The sequence below is a fragment of the Nonomuraea helvata genome, from assembly GCF_039535785.1.
GTDB classification, from domain to species: Bacteria; Actinomycetota; Actinomycetes; order Streptosporangiales; family Streptosporangiaceae; genus Nonomuraea; species Nonomuraea helvata.
The window spans coordinates 285,838-305,387 of the sequence record NZ_BAAAXV010000002.1; the positions used below are offsets into that span (position 1 = coordinate 285,838).

The 19,550-nt window shown below is 69.7% G+C and carries 17 protein-coding genes; 10 read left to right on the forward strand and 7 right to left on the reverse strand.

Annotated features, from left to right (window positions below; genetic code table 11):
* Window positions 1-43: 43 nt before the first annotated feature.
* From ABD830_RS17230 to ABD830_RS17240, 3 genes are all read right to left on the reverse strand, one after another.
* Window positions 44-1,177, reverse strand: a complete 1,134-nt coding sequence (locus ABD830_RS17230) for a HupE/UreJ family protein (RefSeq protein WP_344988214.1) — start codon at window positions 1,175-1,177, stop codon at window positions 44-46.
* A gap of 65 nt (window positions 1,178-1,242) precedes the next feature.
* Window positions 1,243-5,202 carry a metallophosphoesterase gene (locus tag ABD830_RS17235; RefSeq protein WP_344988216.1) on the reverse strand — a complete coding sequence of 1,320 codons (3,960 nt, stop codon included), beginning with the start codon at window positions 5,200-5,202 and terminating at the stop codon, window positions 1,243-1,245.
* 190 nt (window positions 5,203-5,392) lie between these two features.
* On the reverse strand, window positions 5,393-5,590 hold the full coding sequence (locus ABD830_RS17240) for a hypothetical protein (RefSeq protein WP_344988218.1): 198 nt from the start codon (window positions 5,588-5,590) through the stop codon (window positions 5,393-5,395).
* Between the two features lie 156 nt (window positions 5,591-5,746).
* On the opposite strand from ABD830_RS17240, the gene ABD830_RS17245 reads away from it, so the two are divergent.
* The 5 genes from ABD830_RS17245 to ABD830_RS17265 all read left to right on the forward strand — a co-directional run bounded on the left by ABD830_RS17245 (window position 5,747) and on the right by ABD830_RS17265 (window position 12,024).
* Window positions 5,747-6,712, forward strand: coding sequence for a Gfo/Idh/MocA family protein (locus ABD830_RS17245; RefSeq protein ID WP_344988220.1), 966 nt, complete (start codon window positions 5,747-5,749; stop codon window positions 6,710-6,712).
* 288 nt (window positions 6,713-7,000) lie between these two features.
* Window positions 7,001-8,116 (forward strand): glycoside hydrolase family 53 protein, encoded by a 1,116-nt coding sequence (locus ABD830_RS17250; protein ID WP_344988222.1) that lies wholly within the window; start codon window positions 7,001-7,003, stop codon window positions 8,114-8,116.
* Between the two features lie 233 nt (window positions 8,117-8,349).
* Window positions 8,350-9,981 carry an IS1182 family transposase gene (locus ABD830_RS17255; RefSeq protein WP_344988224.1) on the forward strand — a complete coding sequence of 544 codons (1,632 nt, stop codon included), beginning with the start codon at window positions 8,350-8,352 and terminating at the stop codon, window positions 9,979-9,981.
* A 207-nt stretch (window positions 9,982-10,188) separates the two neighbouring features.
* The gene (locus ABD830_RS17260; protein WP_344988226.1) at window positions 10,189-10,749 is read left to right on the forward strand and encodes a TetR/AcrR family transcriptional regulator; all 561 of its coding nucleotides are present in this window, start codon (window positions 10,189-10,191) and stop codon (window positions 10,747-10,749) included.
* A gap of 87 nt (window positions 10,750-10,836) precedes the next feature.
* The gene (locus tag ABD830_RS17265; RefSeq protein WP_344988228.1) at window positions 10,837-12,024 is read left to right on the forward strand and encodes a cytochrome P450; all 1,188 of its coding nucleotides are present in this window, start codon (window positions 10,837-10,839) and stop codon (window positions 12,022-12,024) included.
* 22 nt (window positions 12,025-12,046) lie between these two features.
* Here ABD830_RS17265 and ABD830_RS17270 read toward each other — a convergent pair whose 3' ends face one another.
* From ABD830_RS17270 to ABD830_RS17285, 4 genes are all read right to left on the reverse strand, one after another.
* Window positions 12,047-12,262: a hypothetical protein gene (locus ABD830_RS17270; RefSeq protein WP_344988230.1), complete on the reverse strand. Its 216-nt coding sequence runs from the start codon at window positions 12,260-12,262 to the stop codon at window positions 12,047-12,049.
* Between the two features lie 127 nt (window positions 12,263-12,389).
* Complete coding sequence (locus ABD830_RS17275; RefSeq protein WP_344988232.1) at window positions 12,390-13,220, reverse strand: carbohydrate ABC transporter permease; 831 nt, start codon at window positions 13,218-13,220, stop codon at window positions 12,390-12,392.
* Entirely contained in the window at window positions 13,210-14,109 is a 900-nt protein-coding gene (locus tag ABD830_RS17280; RefSeq protein WP_344988717.1) for a carbohydrate ABC transporter permease, read from the reverse strand. The genes ABD830_RS17275 and ABD830_RS17280 overlap by 11 nt, the downstream gene beginning before the upstream one ends.
* Window positions 14,076-15,335 carry an ABC transporter substrate-binding protein gene (locus ABD830_RS17285; protein WP_344988234.1) on the reverse strand — a complete coding sequence of 420 codons (1,260 nt, stop codon included), beginning with the start codon at window positions 15,333-15,335 and terminating at the stop codon, window positions 14,076-14,078. The genes ABD830_RS17280 and ABD830_RS17285 overlap by 34 nt, the downstream gene beginning before the upstream one ends.
* Before the next feature lie 100 nt (window positions 15,336-15,435).
* Here ABD830_RS17285 and ABD830_RS17290 point away from each other — a divergent pair, with 100 nt between their 5' ends.
* The 5 genes from ABD830_RS17290 (at window position 15,436) to ABD830_RS17310 (ending at window position 19,505) form a co-directional block, all read left to right on the forward strand.
* Window positions 15,436-15,558: a hypothetical protein gene (locus tag ABD830_RS17290; RefSeq protein ID WP_344988236.1), complete on the forward strand. Its 123-nt coding sequence runs from the start codon at window positions 15,436-15,438 to the stop codon at window positions 15,556-15,558.
* A 32-nt stretch (window positions 15,559-15,590) separates the two neighbouring features.
* On the forward strand, window positions 15,591-16,316 hold the full coding sequence (locus tag ABD830_RS17295; protein ID WP_344988238.1) for a ThuA domain-containing protein: 726 nt from the start codon (window positions 15,591-15,593) through the stop codon (window positions 16,314-16,316).
* Window positions 16,317-16,323: 7 nt separating this feature from the next.
* Entirely contained in the window at window positions 16,324-17,361 is a 1,038-nt protein-coding gene (locus tag ABD830_RS17300; protein WP_344988240.1) for a Gfo/Idh/MocA family protein, read from the forward strand.
* 151 nt (window positions 17,362-17,512) lie between these two features.
* The gene (locus ABD830_RS17305) at window positions 17,513-18,808 is read left to right on the forward strand and encodes an ankyrin repeat domain-containing protein (RefSeq protein ID WP_344988242.1); all 1,296 of its coding nucleotides are present in this window, start codon (window positions 17,513-17,515) and stop codon (window positions 18,806-18,808) included.
* A 97-nt stretch (window positions 18,809-18,905) separates the two neighbouring features.
* Window positions 18,906-19,505, forward strand: coding sequence for a dihydrofolate reductase family protein (locus ABD830_RS17310; RefSeq protein ID WP_344988244.1), 600 nt, complete (start codon window positions 18,906-18,908; stop codon window positions 19,503-19,505).
* Window positions 19,506-19,550 lie beyond the last annotated feature (45 nt).

A 19,550-nucleotide genomic window follows, 5' to 3' on the forward strand; every position in this document is an offset into this window, starting at 1 on the left:
TCACCGCAGGCTCACCGCCCGCTCACCGCCGCGCCCCGGGCCGTCAGAGTGGCAGCGGGATGCGGTCGAAGAACCAGTACAGGCTGACCGCCACGATGGGGACCGACATCGCGACCACCGCCCATCGGGCCGCGGAGGTCCGGCGCAGCAGCACCAGCAGCGGGAAGAGCACCGCGATGATCGCGAGCTGCGTCACCTCGATGCCGACGTTGAAGCTCAGCAGTGACAGGAGCAGCTGCCACGACCCGCTCTCCTTGATGTCCAGCGCGCCCGCGAAGCCGAGCCCGTGGATCAGGCCGAAGGCGAAGACGATCGGCAGCCGCCATTTGCCCAGTTTGTCCTCCTGGCGGCCCAGGAGGTTGGCGACCGCCACCACGATGATCGACGCCGCGATGACCGGCTCGACGATCGCTCCCGGTACGTCCACGACTCCCATCGCCGCCAGCAGGAACGTGATGCTGTGGGCGACCGTGAAGGCGGAGGCCGTGACGACGACGTCGCGCAGCCGCCGCGCGCCGATGAGCAGGGCGATCAGGAAGAGGATGTGGTCGAGGCCGGACAGCAGGTGCTCGGCGCCGAGCAGGAAGAACTCCCACAGCTGGTGCGCGGCCGGGCGCTCGCCGACGCGCACCGTCGGGTTCGCGGCGTCCAGGACCGCGGAGCTCGTCTCGCCGTCGAGGTCGTACCGGACCATCGTCTTCGTGCTGTGGACGAAGCTCTCGTTGTCGGGGAAGAGCGCGCTCGAGATGGCGTGCACTCCCCTCTCCTCACCCTGGCAGGAGTAGGCGAGGGTGAGCACCGCGAAGGTCGCCCTGCCGCGGAGGCGCACGTCCGCGTCGCCCACCGTCGTGGGCGCGCACGACTTGCCGTCGTACGCCACGTCGAAGCGGCGCGTCACGTAGTCGATGACGGCGTCACGGTTCAGCTTGAGCTGGCGGAGCTGCTCGGCCCGCTCCTTCGCCTCATAGGCCTGCGCGTAGAGCCAGGCCGACTTCATGAGCAGGTCGTACTCGAGGTCGAGCACGACCTTGACGTTCGCGCCCGAGCCGGTCACCTCGGCGTGGGCGGTCGTGGTCGCGTCGTGCGCCGACGCCGGGGCGGGGTAGACGAGGTCGGCCAGCACGCCGCCCACGATGAAGGCGAGGCCGACGGCGAACAGCCACTGCCTGCGGGGCATGTCTGTTTTCTCCAGGTCAGAAGGGGAACGCCGCCCCGGAACGGGTCCGGGGCGGCGATGGCGGGCTAGCGGTTGAACCAGTGGTACATGGGCGAGTCAGGCCCCCATGTGCCCGGTCTGCCGTGCTCGTCCTTGGTGACGAAGACGCTCGGCTCGGAGGCGGTCACGCCGCCGCCCTCGGACCTCGCCGTGACGAACCAGGCGTAGGCCGTGTCGCCCTTCAGGCGGTCCCAGGTCACCGAGGCGACCTGGCCGGAGGCGACCGTGCTCCTGCCGATGGTCCGCGTGGGCTTGTAGAGCGCCAGCGAGTCCGTCTGGAACGTCGTCGTTCGGGAGGTGAGATCGACCGGCAGCACCATGTTGTCCTCGCGCCCGTCGTAGCGGCGCAGCGGGTCGAACTCGGTGGCGCCGAAGTCGTTGAGCAGCGGCGAGTAGGTGTCCACGCTCAGCTCCGCCCGCTTGACGTTGAACTGCAGCAGCCGGAAGAAGCTCGCGCCGAACTGGAGCTGGTCCTCGGGGTTGTACCCGCCGACCTGGGTGAGCCCCAGCCGGTCGGCCGACACCGTGTAGAACTGGTAGTCGGCCAGGAGCTCGACCACGCCGTTGCCGACCTGGCCGACCTTCGGCTTCACGTTGGTGCCCACGCCGTGCTCGTGCCCGGCGAGGATGAGGAAGACGTTCGAGTTCTTCTCGACCACCGTCTTGTACAGCATCGAGCCGTCGGGGGCGGAGAATCCGGTGCCGCGTCCGTCCGGGTTGGTGCTCGGCACGAGGTAGTCGTGGGAGAGCAGGATGCCGTTGCGGTTGGGGTACTTCTTGAAGACGGAGTCGGCCCATTCGGCCTCGTCCCTCGTCACGCCGTACGACAGGCCGACCACGACGAAGTCCAGACCGCCCGCGGAGAACAGGTCGTAGTGGTTCTGGTTGTCGCCTTCCTTCCACGGCCCGCCGTACTTGGCGTGCTGCCAGCCCCGGGACAGGTCCTGGTACCGGTTGGGGCCGTAGTACTGGTTGTAGATCGCGCCGGGCCCGTCCTCGGTGCCCGACTGGTTGTCGTGGTTGCCGGCGATGACGCCGTTGGGGATGCCCGCGTCGTCCAGCACCTTCTGCAGCTTCGAGGAGAGCTCGAACTCGCCGACGACCTGCTTCTGGGTGGCCTCGTCGGCGGGCTTGCGGATGTTGTTCTCGATGATGTCGCCGGTGTGGGCGACGTACGAGATCTTGCGCTGGTCCTTGTTCTCCTTGATCCAGTCCATGACCTTGGAGTAGGCGGACTCCCACACCGCGCGCTCCTCGGGGGTCTCCTGCTCCACCGCGCCCTCGGAGAGGTACTGCGTGTCGGTGTAGTGGACGATCGAGAAGTCGTAGCTCGCGGGGTCGGCGAAGCCGTTCGGGTCGCCGGGCTCGATGTCGTCGGCGAACGGGTCCTCGCCCGTCACCATGACGTGGACCTGCTGCTTGTCCACGTACCCCCGGTCGACGACGGCCGTGAGGACGGTCTTGCCCTGGGCGGCGCCGCGGGTGCTCGTCAGGAGGTCCCACGCCTTGGTCTTCGTGTTCCACACGCGCAGCGACGCCAGGCGCTCGGGGTCGATGGCGCCCTCCCAGCGCAGGACCGGGGAGTCCACGTGCCCCTCGACCTGGACGTCGTACCGCTGGTAGACGAGATCCTGGCCGGCGGGCGCGTCGAGTGTCCGGCCGTCGGCGGGCTCGAGCGCACCTGACTTGACGCGCTTCTCACCCGGGACCCGCAGGGTCGTCGGGACGGACGGGGCCGTGCCCTGGAACACCTCGTTCGGAGTCAGGATCTCGGCCTGCGAGAACGTCGCCGTCACCTTGCCGCCGTCGGGCTCGGCCACCTTCGCCGAGAGCTTGACGGGGTCCGACACGTCGACGGCGCCCAGGGCCGGGGTCAGCTCGGCGGGGACGTCGGGGATGCCGGCCGACTCGAACACGATCTCGCGGGCCGCGGTGTTGCCGAGCCCGTCGGCGCCGGTCACGGCCAGGGTGTGCTTGCCGGCGTGCAGCCCGGGGCCCACCTGGGTGCCGAGCTGGATCGGCTGACCGTCGAGCTTGACGTCCGGCCCGGACACGACTCCGGAGGCGTCCTCGAGCTTGACGTCCAGCACGACCGAGGCGGTGATCTTCACTCCCGCGGCGGGGACGCTCCTGGCGACCTTCGGCGCCGAGTTGTCGCTGATCAGGACGCGGGTGGCGGTCTCGCCCGTGGTCGAGGCGGCGGCCAGGGTGTGCTTGCCGTCCTTGACGGCCGTGGTGTCGAGGTCGGCGCGCAGGCCGCGGGCGGGCGCGTCCACGAGGAACTCGAGGTCGATCTCGGTGAGCGGGTTCACGTTGTCGCCGCAGTTGCCGTCGCCCATGCCGTACGAGGCCTTGAGCATCTGGCCGGTCGCCGTGCCCTTCGCCGGGGTGAGGGCGATGTTCGAGATCGCGAAGTCGTCGCGGTTCTTCCCGCACGACGTCGGGAAGGTGCCGGCCACGAAGTCGATGGTGTTCCAGCCGGGGACCAGGAACTCGTTCGGGATCGTGAGGTCCACGCGCTTGCTCACGAAGTCGCCGTCGAGGACGACCTTCTGGCCGTTGACGAGCACGAAGTTCTGGTAGCGCGCCTCGATCGAGTTGCTGCCCACGTTGAAGCTGAGGGTGGCGTCGCCCGAGCCGAGCGTCTCGACGACGTGCACCGCCGGGGCGTCGATCGTGTAGCGCAGCTCGGCCTCGCGGAGGAGGGTCTGGCTGCTGCCGCAGGCGCCGTCGCCCATCTCGTACGACGGCTTGACGTCCTTGCCGGTCACGGTGGCGCCGTCCAGGGTGAGGGCGAGGTTGGCGATCGTGAAGTCGTCGCGGCCGTTGCCGCAGGACTCCTTGTAGTCCCCGGTGACGACCTTGATCGTGTTGTCGCCGGGCACCAGGAACCGGGCCGGGACCGCGACGGTCACCCGCTGGTTCGCCCAGGAGCCGCCCAGGTCGATGCGCTTGCCGTTGACCAGCAGGAAGTTGTCGAACTTGTCGTCGATCGGGTCCGGCCCCACGTCGAAGGCGAGCTTGGCGGCGCCGTTGCCGAGCGTGGGCTTCGTGGCGGGTTCGGCGCCGTCGACGGTGAGGGACTTGACGCCGCCCTCGCTGCCTGCCGGGACCGTCGCGAAGACCGCCTTGGTGCCTGCGACGAGCGTGCCGTCCGTGGGCAGCAACCGCGGCGCCCCCGCAGCGGCGTTGTTCACGGTCACGGTGTTCTTGACGGTCACGCCGGCCGCGGTCGTGGCGGTGATGGCGTGCTCTCCGTTGGCCAGCTTGGTGGTGTCGACGTCCGCGGTGAGACCCGTGGTGCCCTGCGGGTCGCCCTGGACGAAGAACTTGAGCGTGGCGCGCTTCAGCAGCGTGGTGTTCGTGCCACAGCTGCCGTCGCCGAAGGAGAAGGTGTACGGGTTGTCCTCGCCGTCCGCGACCTCGCCGAGCAGCTCGAGGCCCACGTCGGACAGCACGAAGTCGTCGTAGTTGAGGCCGCACGACGACTGGATCGTCCCTACGACGATCTCGACGGTGTTCTCTCCCTTGACGAGGTGCTCGTTCGGGATCTCCATCGTCGCCCGCTCGTTCACGTGGTCGCCGATGTCGCCGCGGTACGCCCCGTTGACCAGCACGTAGCTGTGGTACTGGGCCTCCGTCGAGTTGGTGCCGACGTCGAAGCTGAGCTTGGAGACGCCGACCGTCCGGGTGGCGTCGAGTGGGGTGTCGTCGACGGCGAGTTTCGTGACGCTGTCACCGGCCGCGGTCGGGACGGCCGCGACCTTCACCGTGCCCTCGAGGTACGAACCGCCCGCCGGGGTGAGCGCCGGAGGGCTCTGGGAGGCGGTCGGCGTCGGGGTGGGCCGTCCCCGCTCCTGCTCGCCCTGCCCCGGGTCGGCGTACGCCGCGGTCACGAGGCTGCCGGCGAGCAGCGCCGCGGCCGCGGCGACCGCGGCGAGACGCCCCCGGCTCCGTAAGCCGCCCAGGAGGTTTCGTGCTGCCATTGGCTGCATCAGGTGCAGTCCCTTCCATGTCGCGCATAAGCAGCCGATAAGGCGGCGTGCTCTCGGGCGGACACTTTGGAGCGCACGAGTGAACAGAGTGCGTGGAGAGAGAGAAGGGAAGGAAAACTATCCACTCATTCTGGTCATTTGTCACGAAACAGGAACAACAGGGGCGCATTCCCCCGTCTGCCTAGGGCCGGGCTCGGAGCCGGCGCAGTCCGATCACTGCCAGGACCAGCCCGACGACGAGGACGATGGGGCCGATGACGGCCCAGGTGGTATTGCCGCTCATCACGCTGCCGCCGACGACGCCCAGCCCTTGAAGCGTCCACAGAATGCCGACCGCGGCCAGAAGGACGCCGATGACAAGGGGAACCCATGATTTCACTGCTGATCTCGTTTCTTGCCCGCGCCAGGCGGGCAGTCTCGGCAGGCTGCGATGCGACCTTCAGCATGGCACGGCCGGTCCAAGCTGACACGTCCGACGTTTGCCCGGCTTCCGGCAGCACGATCACGATCGTGGATGAGGACTTACGATCGGCCTATGCTGCGCATCGGAGTTCTGGGGGCCGCGCGGATCGCCCCGGCCGCCCTGGTCAAGCCCGGCCGCCTCGTGCCGAGGGTCGAGGTCGCCGCCGTCGCCGCCCGTGACCGGGCAAGGGCCGAGGCGTTCGCCGCCAGGCACGGCGTCCCCAGGGTCCATGCCTCGTACGACGAACTGATCGCCGACCCGACGCTCGACGCGATCTACAACCCGCTGCCCAACGCCCTGCACGCCCCCTGGACGATCCGGGCGCTGGAGGCGGGCAAGCACGTCCTGTGCGAGAAGCCGTTCACCTCGAACGAGGCCGAGGCGCGCGAGGTGGCCGAGGCCGCGGAGAAGAGCGGCACGGTGGTGATGGAGGCGTTCCACTACCGCTACCACCCGCTGGCCGAGCGCATGCGGAAGATCGTGGCGGAGCTGGGTGAGCTGCGCCTGGTGGAGGCGTGGATGTGCTTCCCGCTGCCGCGCTTCTCCGACATTCGCTACTCGCTGGAGCTGGCGGGCGGGTCGATGATGGACGCCGGCTCGTACGCCGTGCATGTGGCCAGACTGCTGGGCGGCGGCGAGCCGTCGGTCGTCGAGGCGCGGGCGCTCGAGCGCTCGCCGGGCGTCGACCGCGCCATGAGCGCCGCCCTGCGCTTTCCCTCGGGGGCCTCCGGGCGGGTGCACTCGTCGATGTGGTCGGGGATGCTGCTCAAGCTCGGCGTACGGGTGCGCGGCACGCGCGGAGAGATGCGGGTGAGCAACTTCGTCGCGCCGCAGTTCTTCCACCGGCTGGCGTACACGGTGGACGGCGTCAGCCGGCGCGAGAAGGTGGCCGGCGACGCCACCTACACCTGCCAGTTGCGTGCCTTCGAGTCGGCGGTGCGCACCGGCAAGGGCAACCTCACCCCGCCCGCCGACTCCGTCGCGAACATGTCGGTCATCGACGCCATCTACCGCGCGGCCGGGTTGTCGCCCCGGTGACGTAAGGTAGCTGCGCGACGTGGACGGGCTGCCCCTGGTAGCGGGGACTACGGGCTCGCGTCGCCCCTACACCGAGACGGACCAGGGCCAGACGTGCAACTTCGGTGAGGTGTTCACCACCGACGGCCTGTCCCTTCCCGGGGGCCGGATTCTTCTTTATCCTCGTGCGCAAAGAGTCTGTGAACGTTCACAGTCCAAGGACGGCCGAATCTGTCCCTGTAGGCGCATTTTTGGGACATACAACCGCCCCAGCCATCTGTGAGCGTTCACACAAGCTAGGGAGATCGGATGGCTGTCTTACGAAGGATCCGGTTCGCGCTCCTGCTCACGCTCGCGGCCCTGCTCGCGGTCGTACCGTTGAGTCCCGTCCCCGCCTCAGCCGCCACGCTGTCCATGCGCGGCGCCGACGTCTCCTCGCTCCAGCGGAGCCTGGACCTCGGGGCCAGGTACTACAACGCCGCCGGCACGGCGGCGGACCCCCTGGACATCCTCAAGGGCGCCGGGGTCAACTACGTCCGGCTGCGCGTCTGGAACAACCCGGCGAGCGGCTACAACAACAAGGCCAAGGTCCTGGCGTACGCCAGGACGGTCAAGGCCAAGGGCCTCGGCCTGATGATCGACTTCCACTATTCGGACACCTGGGCCGACCCGGGCAAGCAGTTCAAGCCGGCGGCGTGGGCGAGCCACGGCATCAGCCAGATCCAGACCGACGTCTACAACTACACCTACGACGTCTGCAACAGCCTGAAGGCGCAGGGCACCACGCCGGACAGCGTGCAGATCGGCAACGAGATCAACGTCGGGATGCTCTGGAACGACGGCAAGGTCGTCAACAACGACTTCACCAACCTGAGCCTGCTGCTGAAGGCCGGCTACAACGCGACCAAGGCGTGCAACAGCGGCACCCAGGTGATCATTCACACCGCCGACGCCGACAGCCTCGCGAACGCCCGCTGGTTCTACGACGGGATCCGCGCCAAGGGCGTGCCGTGGGACATCACCGCCCTGTCGTACTACTGCATGTGGCACGGCTCGCTGTCCAACCTGTCCACGGTCCTCAACGACGTGCGCTCCCGTTACGGGAAGCCGGTCATCGTGGCGGAGACCGCCTACCCGTTCACCGCCTCCAACGCCGACAGCGAGCCGAACGTGATCGGCGGCTCGGCGCCGTGCTCCGGCTACCCGGCCACCTGGACGGGGCAGGCGAACAACTTCACCGCCGTCCAGAACACCGCCCGCGGCGCCGGCGCGATCGGCGTCTTCTACTGGGAACCGACCTGGTACGCCATCGCGGGCAACGGCTGGGACCCCGCCAACATCAACGGCACCGGCGACCAGTGGGACAACATGGCCACCTTCAACTGGACCGGCGGCATCAACCCCAACATCAGGTGGACCCCGTAGACAGACCATCCCAGCTGAGGCCAGGGCCCGGCCGGCGCCGGGGCTCGTACGCGTGCTCGTCCAGCCGCAAGGCGTGGGCGAGCACGTCCGTCACGCAGCGGCCGGATCCACACCCACGTTCCTGTGCCGGCAGGCTCTAGGTGACTGGTGTTTTTTGATCTATCTCGCGTCGGTCTCGCCTGTTGTGCCATGGTGATCGGTGTTGGTCACCGGGAGCGGGGAGAGACCGAGCGATGGCAGTGGGCCAGACTCCGATGCAGCCGGGGTTGCTGTCCTCCACGGTGAGTTTTGTCGAGGGTCGGCTGGCGCCGAACTCGATCTACACGGTGCTGCACCGTGAGTGCCGGAATCTGTTTCCGGACGAGATGTTCGCCGACCTGTTCGCTGAGGATGGGCGCCGGTCGGTGCCGCCGATGATCGTGGCGGTGGTGATGGTGCTGCAGCGGCTGGAGGGGCTGTCGGATCGCGAGGCGGTGGATCGGTTCGCCTTCGATGTGCGGTGGAAGTACGCCGCCGGCGGGCTGGACTTCGACCATCCAGGGTTCGTGCACACCGTGCTGGTGGACATGCGGGCCCGGCTGGCCGCCTCCGACCGGCCAGACCGGATCTTCGAGCGGACCGTGGAGGTGGCCGCCCGGGCCGGGCTGATCGGCCGCAAGCGGGTGCTGGACTCGGCACCGATCTATGACGCGGTGGCCACCCAGGACACCATCACGCTGATCCGCTCGGCGATCCGGGGCGTGCTGCGCGCCTCCGACCGGGAGTTGCGGGTCGCGCTGCGGGCGGTGATCTCCAGCGGGGACGCCTACACCGATCTCGGTAAGCCGGTCATCGACTGGACCGAACAAGCGGAGCGGGAGGCGCTGATCGACTCGCGGGCCCGCGATGGGTTCGCGCTGCTAGCCGTGCTGGACGGACGGAAGGTGGCTGAGGAGGTCGATCAGGCGGCACGATTGCTGGCCACCGTGCTCGGCCAGGACCTGCAGCACGGCGAGGACGGGGTGTTTCGGATCGCCCGCAAGGTGGCCAAGGACCGTGTCATCTCCACCGTCGATGCCGAGGCGCGACACGGCCGCAAGACGGTGGAGCGCTCGTTCGACGGATACAAAGGCCACATCGCCGAAGACCCCGACAGCGAGATCATCACTGCCACCCGGGTGACGGCAGGCAACGTGGGCGATGCCGAACCGGCCGCCGAACTCCTGGCTGACCTCCTGTCCGAGCAGGCCGAGCACGCCGAGCAGGCCGAGCACGCCGAGCAGGCCGAGCAGGCCGAGCAGGCCGAGCAGGCCGAGCAGGCCGAGGTTTATGGTGATGCCGCCTACGGCACCGGGCCGATGCTTGCCAAGCTCGACCGGGCGCAAATCGAGGCGATGGTCAAGACGCAGCCCTCCAGCGCGCCCGGAGGTCGCTTCACCAAGGATGCCTTCACCGTCGATCTGGAGGCCGGGCGGGTGATCTGCCCGAACCAGATCGTCAAGGAGATCCGCTGGCATCGCAATGGCAGTGGCGTGGCGGCCTTCGGCTCCGCATGCGCGGGATGCCCGCTCCGGGAGCGGTGCACCACCGCCAAGGACGGCCGCGACATCAACCTCAGCCCGCACGAGGCACACTTGGCCCGGGGCCGGGCCAACAGTGCCGATCCCGGCTGGCTGGCCCGATACCGCGCCACCCGGCCCAAGGTCGAACGCAAGATCGCGCATCTGATGCGGCGACGGCATGGCGGACGCCGCGCCCGCATGCGCGGCACCACCAAAGTCGACGCGGACTTTTCTTTGCTGGCCGCCGCTGTCAACCTGGCACGCCTGGCGGTGCTCGGCGTTACTTCCACCTCAACCGGGCGATGGGCAGCGACAATGGCCTGACCAGGGAGAACAACCGCACGCCACGGTTACGGAAGGCCAGCGGACACCCTTCGGAACCCCTGTGGATAACTCGGCAGAGCAGGGCTGACCCGAACCCCGCAAAGGCCGGGCCACCCAAGCTCGATCACAGGCCCGGCTCAGCAGATCGCGATCGAGATTCAACCGGCCGGGATCGACCGCTTAACACCAGCGACCTAGACTCGGCGGATGTCCAGAAGACAGGAGATCGCCGACGTGGCGATCGGGCTGCTCGCGGCGCAGGGCATGCGCGGCCTGACCCACCGCGCCGTCGACAGGGCGGCCGGCCTGCCGGAGGGCTCCACCTCGTACTACTTCAGGACCCGCCAGGCGCTCCTGCGCGCGACAGCCGAACGGCTGGCCGACCACACCGCCGCCGAGCTCACCGCGGTGGAGTCATCCCTGACCAACCGGGACGATCTGGTGGAAGCGGCGGCCGAGCTGGTCGGACAGTGGCTCACCACCGGCCGCGAACGCCAGCTCGCCCGCTACGAGCTGTCCCTGGAGGCCACGCGCCGCCCGGAGCTGCGGGAGGCGCTGCTGGCCGGCCGCGCTCGCCTGCGTGACATGGCGGCCCGCATGCTGGACGGCTCGGGCGTGCCCGACGCCGACCGGCTGGCGGGGGATCTCATCGCATACGCCGACGGCCTGGTCCTCGATCACCTCCTCCGCCAGGGTGACCAGCCCGCCGAGGGCCCTGACCTGCTTCCCCGGATCCGCACCCTGCTGGCCGCCGCCGGCCTGAGCTGATCCTTCCCGAGTACCGCCGACGGCACCGGCGCATGCCGCGGATACTCTACATACGTAGAGCCATCTCCACCTGTAGAGGAGAACTTCGTGACCGAGGTGACCTTTCCGACGGAGCGCCCGTCGCCGTTCGACCCGCCCGAGGCGCTGCGCCGCTGGCGCGAGGAGGCGCCCGTCCGACCCATGAGCTATCCGGGCGGCCATCGGGGCTGGCTCGTGACCGGCTACCAGGCGGCGCGGGCCGTGCTGGCCGACCCGCGGTTCAGCAGCGAGCTCCAGAGGCTGCGCTGGCCGATCGCCTGGGAAGGGCTGGACCCGGAGAGCTTCGTCCCGCCGCCCGGCTTCTTCATGCAGATGGACCCGCCCGACCACACCCGCTTCCGCCGGCGGCTGGCCGCCCAGTTCACCGTACGCAGGCTGAAGGCGCTGGAGCCCGAGATCGAACGGATCACCGAGGAGGTCCTGGACGCCATGGAGCGCGGCGGCGCGCCCGCGGACCTGGTGCGGGAGTTCGCCCTGCCGGTGCCGTCACTCGTGATCTGCGAGCTGCTGGGCGTCCCTTACGCGGACCGCGAGCGCTTCCAGCACGACTCCGCCACGGCGCTGCGCGTCGGATCGACCCAGGAGGAGGTCACGACGGCCACGGTCTCCCTGTTCGGCTACCTGTACGAGCTGGCCGGCAGGAAGCAGGCGCAGCCGGCGGACGACCTGCTCAGCGGCCTGGCCGCCGACGGCGGCCTGACCCTGGAGGAGGTGGCGGGCGCCGGACTGCTGCTGCTGGTCGCCGGGCACGAGACCACGGCGAGCATGCTCGGCCTCGGCACGTACGTGCTGCTGGAGAACCGGGACCAGCTCGCCGCACTCCGCGCGAACCCCTCTCGGTGGGACGGCGCCGTGGAAGAGCTCCTGCGCCACCTGTCCGTCGCCCATCTCGGACCGCTCCGGGCGGCGCTGGAGGACGTCGAGATCGAGGGGCGGACCATCAGGAAGGGGGACGTGGTCACGCTGTCGATCCCCGCCGCCAACCGTGACCCGGAACACTTCCCCGACCCGGAGATCCTCGACGTCACCAAGGCCGCCCCCACGGGGCACCTCGCCTTCGGCCACGGCATCCACCAGTGCCTGGGGCACCAGCTGGCCAGGGTGGAGCTGCGCGTGGCGTATCGGGCGCTGTTCGACCGGTTCCCGGACCTGCGGCTGGCCGAGCCGTCGGAGGCGGTGCCGATGCGCACGGACATGACCATTTACGGCGTGCGCCGGTTGCCGGTGACCTGGTAGCCCACGTCCCGGCGGACGATCATCAGGGTCCGCCGACGGCGTACGCGCGGACGATCGTCTGGGTCAGCCGGGCGCCCGCCGAGTCGGCCACCGCGGCACGGAGGGAGACGAAGCCGGCCGGGCTCGGAGCTCGTCGGAGAACAGCCCACCGCGGAGAAGGTGTGAACAGCTCGGGGTCCCGCCGGTAGCCGGCGACGAGCTCGGCGTCGGTCACCCGCTCGCCGACTTCGGCGGTCACGTTCCCGTCTCCGTCATGAGTGTGCCTTCCGGATGGTGAACAACGATCAACCATCCTTCGCCGCAAGCCGGGATCTTGTTCCCAGGGGTGCGGGCGGCCGGAGCCGGGAACGTCGCCGACGGGCCTCCTAGCCCTTGAGGCCCGTGGTCGAGATGCCCTCGGTGATGCGACGCTGGAAGATCAGGAAGAAGCCCAGGATCGGGATCAGCGACAGCACCGCCATCGCGAGCATCGGGCCCCACGTGGAGCCGCTGCTGGAGTCGAGGAACGCCCGGAGCGCGAGTGGCACCGTGTAGGTGGACACGTCGCTCAGATAGACGAGCTGGCTGAAGAAGTCGTCCCAGGTCCAGATGAAGGTGAAGATGGCGGTCGTGATCAGCGCGGGCCGCGACAGCGGCAGGATGACCCGCCAGTACACCAGGATGGGCCCGCACCCATCGATGCGGGCCGCGTCGTCGAGCTCGCGCGGCAGCGACCGGATGAACTGCACCATCAGGAAGATGAAGAACCCGTCCACGGCCAGGAACTTCGGCACGATCAGCGGCAGGAACGTGTCCACCCAGCCGAGATACTTGAACAGCGTGTACTGCGGCACGATCAGCACGTGGATCGGCAGCATGATCGACATCAGCATGATCGCGAACCAGAGTTTCCTGAACCGGAAGCTCAGCCGGGCGAAGGCGTAGGCCGCCATCGAGCACGACATCACGTTCCCGGCGACGGCCGCCGCGGCGATGACGAACGAGTTCGCGAAGAACCCGCTGAAGGGCACTCCCAGCGCGGTCCACCCGGTGGCGTAGTTGTCCGCGACCACGGTGCCGGGCACCAGCCCGGGATCGGTGAAGATCTCGTCGCCGGGCTTGAACGAGGAGCTGATCAGCCAGAACAGCGGATAGAGCATGACGAGCGCGCCCACCACGACCAGCAGGTGGACGGCCCAGCGGCGCTTAGTCGGCATAGTGCACCCAGTACCTCGCGGAGCGGAAGGCCAGCGCGGTGAAGACCGCGGTCACCAGGAGAAGCACCCAGGCCAGCGCGGAGGCGTAGCCCATCCGGAAGTTGCCGAAGCCCTCCTGGTAGATGAAGAGCGTGTAGAACAGCGTGGAGTCCGCCGGTCCCCCGGTTCCGCCGCTGATGATGAACGCGGGCGTGAACGCCTTGAAGGAGTTGACCGTCTGCAGCACCAGGTTGAAGAAGATGATCGGGCTGAGCATGGGCAGCGTGATGCGGAAGAACGCGCGCACCCGGCCGGCGCCGTCCACCGCGGCGGCGTCGTAGAGCTCGGCGGGGATCTGCTTCAACCCGGCCAGGAAGATCAGCATGGGTGAGCCGAACTGCCAGACGTGCAGCACGATCAGCGTGTAGATCGCGTACTGGGGAGTGGAGATCCAGCTCGGCCCCACGATGCCGAAGTACCGGAGTGCGTCGTTGACCAGGCCGTCGGCCCCGAAGATCTGCCGCCAGAGGATCGCCACCGCGACGCTGCCGCCCAGGAGCGAGGGCAGGTAGTAGGCGGCGCGGTACACCCCGATGCCGCGCATGGGCCGGTTCAGCAGCACCGCGACCAGCAACGCGAACGCGCCGGACAGCGGTACGGAGAAGACGACGTAGATCAGCGTGACCCGTACGGCGTTGACGAAGTGCGGGTCGTCGGTGAGCATCCTGGCGTAGTTGTCCAGTCCCACGAAGGACGGGGTGGTGAGCAGGTCGAAGTCGGTGAACGACAGCGCCAGCGAGGCCAGGATGGGCCCGCCGGTCAGCAGGAGCAGACCGGCGAACCACGGCAGCAGCAGCAGGTAGGCCGAGCGCCCCTCTACTTGAGCAGGCGTCGGGCTTCTTCGAAGAATCGGGACACCCCCTGATCGATCGTGAGCTTGCCGAAGCCGATCTGCTGGTTGATGTTGGTGAGCACCTTGTTGTGCAGCTCACCGGCGCCGAGCGGCTGCGGTGGAGGGAGCGGGCCGATCGTGGCCTTCAGCGAGTCGATGTAGCCGTACACGAGCTGCTCGGGCGGCGACGCTTTGGGCCGCAGCGCGTCACGGACGGGAGCCGCGGGCGGGATGCCGCGTTCGGATCCGAGCGGGCCGGCCACGTCCACGTCCGCGACCAGCGCGTTGACCAGGGCCACCGCGTCGTCCTTGGCCTTGCTGCCGGCGCTGACGGTCAGCAGCATGGACGGCTTGTAGTACTGGCCGGGTTTGTCGCCCGTCGGGTAGGCGTGGATGCCGATCTCGTCCTTGGTGAGCGAGGTGTAGGCGGTGAGCTGGTTGGACCAGGCGAAGTCCATGACCGCCTTGCGGGTGGCGACCAGGCTGTTCTGCACGTCGCCTGCCGCGGTGGCCTGGACGTCCGGCGGTGTGGCCGCGCCGGACTTGCGCAGGCCGTCCCAGAACGTGAACCACTCCTTCAGGTCGCTCTCGTCGTAGGCGAGCTTGCCGTCGGCGGTGAAGAACATCTTGCCCCGTGTCAGCAGCCAGTTCTCCAGCGCGCCGCCGTCCTGGGCGCCGTCCTCGGTGCCGAAGACGCCCTTGCCCGCGAGTTTCTTGGCCAGCTCGCCGTACTCGGGCCAGGTGAAGGTGTCGGGGATCTCCACGCCGCGCTCGGCCGCCAGGGTCCTGTTGACGATGAGGCCCATGGAGTTGACACCGAACGTCACGGCGTACTGCTTGCCGTCGATCTTCCCGGCGTTCACCACGTCGGGCTCGAAGCCGGACAGGTCCAGGCCCTTGCCCACGTACGGACTCAGGTCCAGCAGGCTGCCGCGCCTGGCGTACTCGCCGAGGTAGGAGTAGTCCATCTGGATCACGTCGGGGGCGTTGCCGCCCGCGGTCTGGGTCGCCAGCTTCTCCCAGTAGCCGTCCCAGCCGGAGAACTGGGTCCTGATCTGGATGCCGGGCTTCTTCTTCTTGAAAGCGTCGATGGCCTTCTGCGTCGCGGTGTGCCGTGCCGTGCTGCCCCACCAGGCGAACTGGAGGCCGGCGCCCGAGCTTCCGCCTCCGGCGCAGCCGGTCAGGGTGAGGGTGGCCGCGACTGCGCCGAGCTGGAGGAATCCTCGTCTGCTGAGATCGCTCATGCGGGGTGTCCGTCCATGAACCGAGCCAAATATTTAACTCGGGACGTTAATTGCGCTGTAACGATCACGTCAACGCCACACCTCAAACGGTTGCAGGTTCGTGACGCTCCGCCACCTCCGTCGCGGGCGCGTCGCCGGCCCGCGCCGCTGGTGGGCGGAGGGGCGACTCGGCCCGTGGCAGGTGCAGGTGCTGTTGGAGACGGCGGGCGGCGACGTACGCTGATCACGCGCCCGTACGTGCCAGGAAGGAACCGCATGGCCGTCAACGTCACTGTCTGGAGCGAGTACTACCACGAGCCACGCGAGGAGGCGGTACGCCGCATCTACCCCGACGGCATCCACGGCGCCATCGCGAAGGGGCTGACCGAGGTGCTGGGCGACCAGGTGCGCGTGCGCACCGCCGTGCTCGACGAGCCCGAGCACGGCCTGACCGACGAGGTGCTGGCCGGCACCGACGTGCTGACCTGGTGGGGCCACATGGCGCACGAGGAGGTGAACGACAAGGTCGTGGAGCGCGTGCGGCGGCGCGTGCTGGGCGGGATGGGCCTGCTGGTGCTGCACTCGGGCCACTACTCCAAGATCTTCCGTGCGCTGATGGGCTCCACCTGCACGATCACCTGGCGCGACGCGGCCGAGCGCGAGCTGGTCTGGACGGTCACGCCCGGCCACCCCATCGCGCGCGGCGTGCCCCGCCCGCTGGTCATCGAGCAGCAGGAGACGTACGGCGAGCCGTTCGGCATCCCGGACCCCGACGAGCTGGTGTTCATCAGCAACTTCAGCGGCGGCGAGGTGTTCCGCAGCGGCTGCTGCTTCCGCAGGGGCCTGGGCCGGATCTTCTACTTCAGCCCCGGCGACCAGGAATATCCGATCTACCACCACCCCGGCGTCCGGCGCGTGCTGGCCAACGCGGTCCTGTGGGCCGCCCCGGCCGACGGCGTCGGCGAGCCCCTGCAGAACGCCCACACCCCCATCACCTGGTAGGCGCGGCATGACTTTCGACACCATCGAGACGGACCGGCCGCTGCGTGGCGTGGTGGTCGGCGCCGGCTTCATCGGCGGCCAGTGGGCGCCCGAACTGCTCGCCCACCCCCAGACCTCGCTGGCCGGCTGGGTGGACGTGGACGAGGAGCGCGCCCGCGCCGCCGCCGGCAAGCTCGGCCTCGACGACCTGCCCGTCAGCGCCTCGCTCACCGCCGTGCTGGACGGCGAGGAGCCCGACTTCATCGTCAACTGCACCGTCCCCCAGGCCCACCACGACGTGACGGTCACGGCGCTGCGGCGCGGGGTGTCGGTGCTGAGCGAGAAGCCCATGGCGGTCAGCCTGGACGAGGCCCGCTCCATGGTGCGGGCCGCCGACGAGTCCCGGCGGCTGTTCGTGGTCAACCAGAACCGCCGCTTCATGCCCACGCTGGTGGCCTTCCGGCGCACGGTGGCCGATCTGGGGCCGCTGGGGCTGCTGACGTCGGAGTTCTTCATGCCGTACCGGAACAAGAATTTCCTCGACACCCTGGAGCATCCGCTGTTACAGGACATGTCGATCCACCTGTTCGACGCGGCGCGGGCGGTGTCGGGAGCCGATCCGGTCTCCGTCTACTGCGAGTCGTTCCGTCCCTCGTGGACGTGGTACGCCGGGGCGTGCTCGGCCACCGCGATCTTCGAGATGACCGGCGGCCTGCGCTACACGTTCGCCGGGAGCTGGTCGGCGCCCGGTCAGCCGACGTCGTGGACGGGCAGCTGGCGGGCCGCCGGCACGCGCGGGACGGCGCTGTGGGGCGGTGACGGCCATGCTCCGACGGCGGAGGCGGCCGACGGTCAGGTGGTGCGGGCGTACGCTCCCGGCTCCGACCCGTTCCCCGGCCGCCGGCGCTTCGGCGGGCTGGCCGAGGGGCTGGAGGAGTTCGTGACGGGGCTGCGTACGGGGCGGGCGCCGCAGGGCGAGGGCCACGACAACATCCGCAGCCTGGCCATGGTGACCGCCGCCCTCGAATCGGCCCGCACGGGCATGCGGGTCCCGATCACGCTCTGACTCCACGGCGCGGCCCCCGGACGTTAGGATGGGGGCCGCGCTGCCGGGCGCGCCCGGTCCGCGGGGAAGGGATCATCCCACCGGCGGCATCTCCCCCTTGGTCGACGGACCTCGGCCCGAGCACGCGGACCCGGGCAGACGGAGGTTCGCCGTGCCTGCTCTTCCCCAGCGCCCTTCACTCGAGCACCTGCGCAAGCAGGCCAAGCGGCGCGGACGCGCCCAGGGCATCCCGCTGAGCCGGGCCCAGTTCGAGATCGCCCGCGAATACGGCTTCCCCAGCTGGCCGAAGCTGGCCGAGCACGTACGCGTCGCCGCCCTGGAGGGCATCGAGCGGGCGCTCGTCCTGGCCGATCCCACCGTGCTGGCGACTCTCGTGAGAGCCGATCCCTCCGTGGCCACCGATCCGGTCGGTGGGCTGGCGCCGCTGCTGGTGCTGCTGCGCCGGGCCGTCGCCCCCAGCGCGCAGGTACGCGAGTGCGCCCGGCTCCTCCTGGACGCCGGCGCCGACCCGGGCAGCCACACCGTCGAATGGGACGGCGAGGGGAGCCGGACCGCCCTGTTCGACGCCGTGGAGCGCGGCGACCTGGCCCTGACGCGGCTCCTGGTCGAGCGCGGCGCTCCCCGGGACGAGGACGCGTTCTACCATGCCTGCGAGCAGTCGGACACGGCCTTCCTCGACCTCCTCCACCGGCCCGGCTACGAACGCCTGCTGCCGCACAAGCTGGACTTCGAGGACGCGGCGGGGCTGCGCTGGTTCCTCGATCGCGGCGCCGACGTGAACGCCTGCCGCGCGCTGCACCACGCCATCGCCCGTGGCCGCGGCACGGCCATCCTCACGATGCTCCTCGATGCCGGCGCCGATGTGAACCTGCCGTGGGACCGCTGGGACGTCGGCCGCCGCCCTCTCGCCCTGGCCGCCCGCTGCGGGCACCTGGCGGCGTATGAGCTGCTGGCCGCCCGCGGCGCACGCGCCGACCTGGACCCGGTGGACGCCGCGGTGCTGGCCGTCGCGCGGGGCGAGTCCGCCCGCCTGCCCACCGCCCCGCCGCCGGCCCTCGGCAACCCGGACACCGGGGACTTCGGCTGGGTGCTGGGCCAGTTCGCCCTGCTGGGCCGTACCGACGTGGTGCGGGCGCTGCTGGACGGCGGGATGGCGGTGGACACCCGGGGCTGGAGCAACTTCACGCCGCTCGACCAGGCCGCCATGCACGGCCGCGCGGAGACGGTGCGGCTGCTGATCGAACGCGGCGCCGACCTCTGCGACCGGGCCTTCGACGACGAGGGGCCGACCCCGCTGGACTGCGCGCTGTGGGGGCTGCGCAACAACCGGGCGGAGGACGGCGACTACCGGGGCACGGTCGAGGCCCTTCTGGAGGCCGGCGCCCCCACCCGCCTCGGCCCGCCGACCGGCGACGCCGCGATCGACGCCCTGCTGCCGCATCTGTAGAGAAAATCGCGGCCGGCATGTGAAGAACGGGCGTCCGGCTCCGACCTCCTCGTGAAAGCGGCGCCGGACGGGCGCCGGAGACGCAGGAGGCAGTGAGATGAGCAAGGTCACTTGTGACATGGCGATGTCCCTCGACGGCTTCGTGGCAGGACCGCACCAGAGCCTGGACAAGCCGTTCGGCGAGGGCGTGGACGACCGTCTGCACCAGTGGATGTTCGACGAGCCCGAGCGGCACGCCGCGGTGATCGAGGGCATCACCGCGGCCGGGGCCTTCATCATGGGCCGCAACATGTTCGGCCCCGGCCGCGGCGCCTGGGACCTGGACTGGAACGGCTGGTGGGGCGACGAGCCGCCCTACCACGCGCCGGTCTTCGTCCTCACGCACCATCCGCGCGGGCCGTTGACGATGAAGGGCGGCACGACGTTCATCTTCGTCACCGACGGGATCGAGGCGGCCATGGCCCGGGCGCGCGAGGCCGCCGGCGACCGCGACGTGGCCATCGCCGGCGGCGCCGAGACGGTGAACCAGTACCTGGCGGCAGGGCTCATCGACGAGCTGCGCCTGCACGTCGCGCCCGTGATCCTCGGCAGAGGTGAGCGGCTGCTCCACAACGTCGGCGACATCACCCTGCAACCGCTCGGCGCCCCCTCGGGCACCGGCCTCGTCACCCACCTGACCTACCGGGTGATCCGGTAGAGGCCGGGTGAAACTTTCACCGCGGACGCGCCTCCGACCTGCACG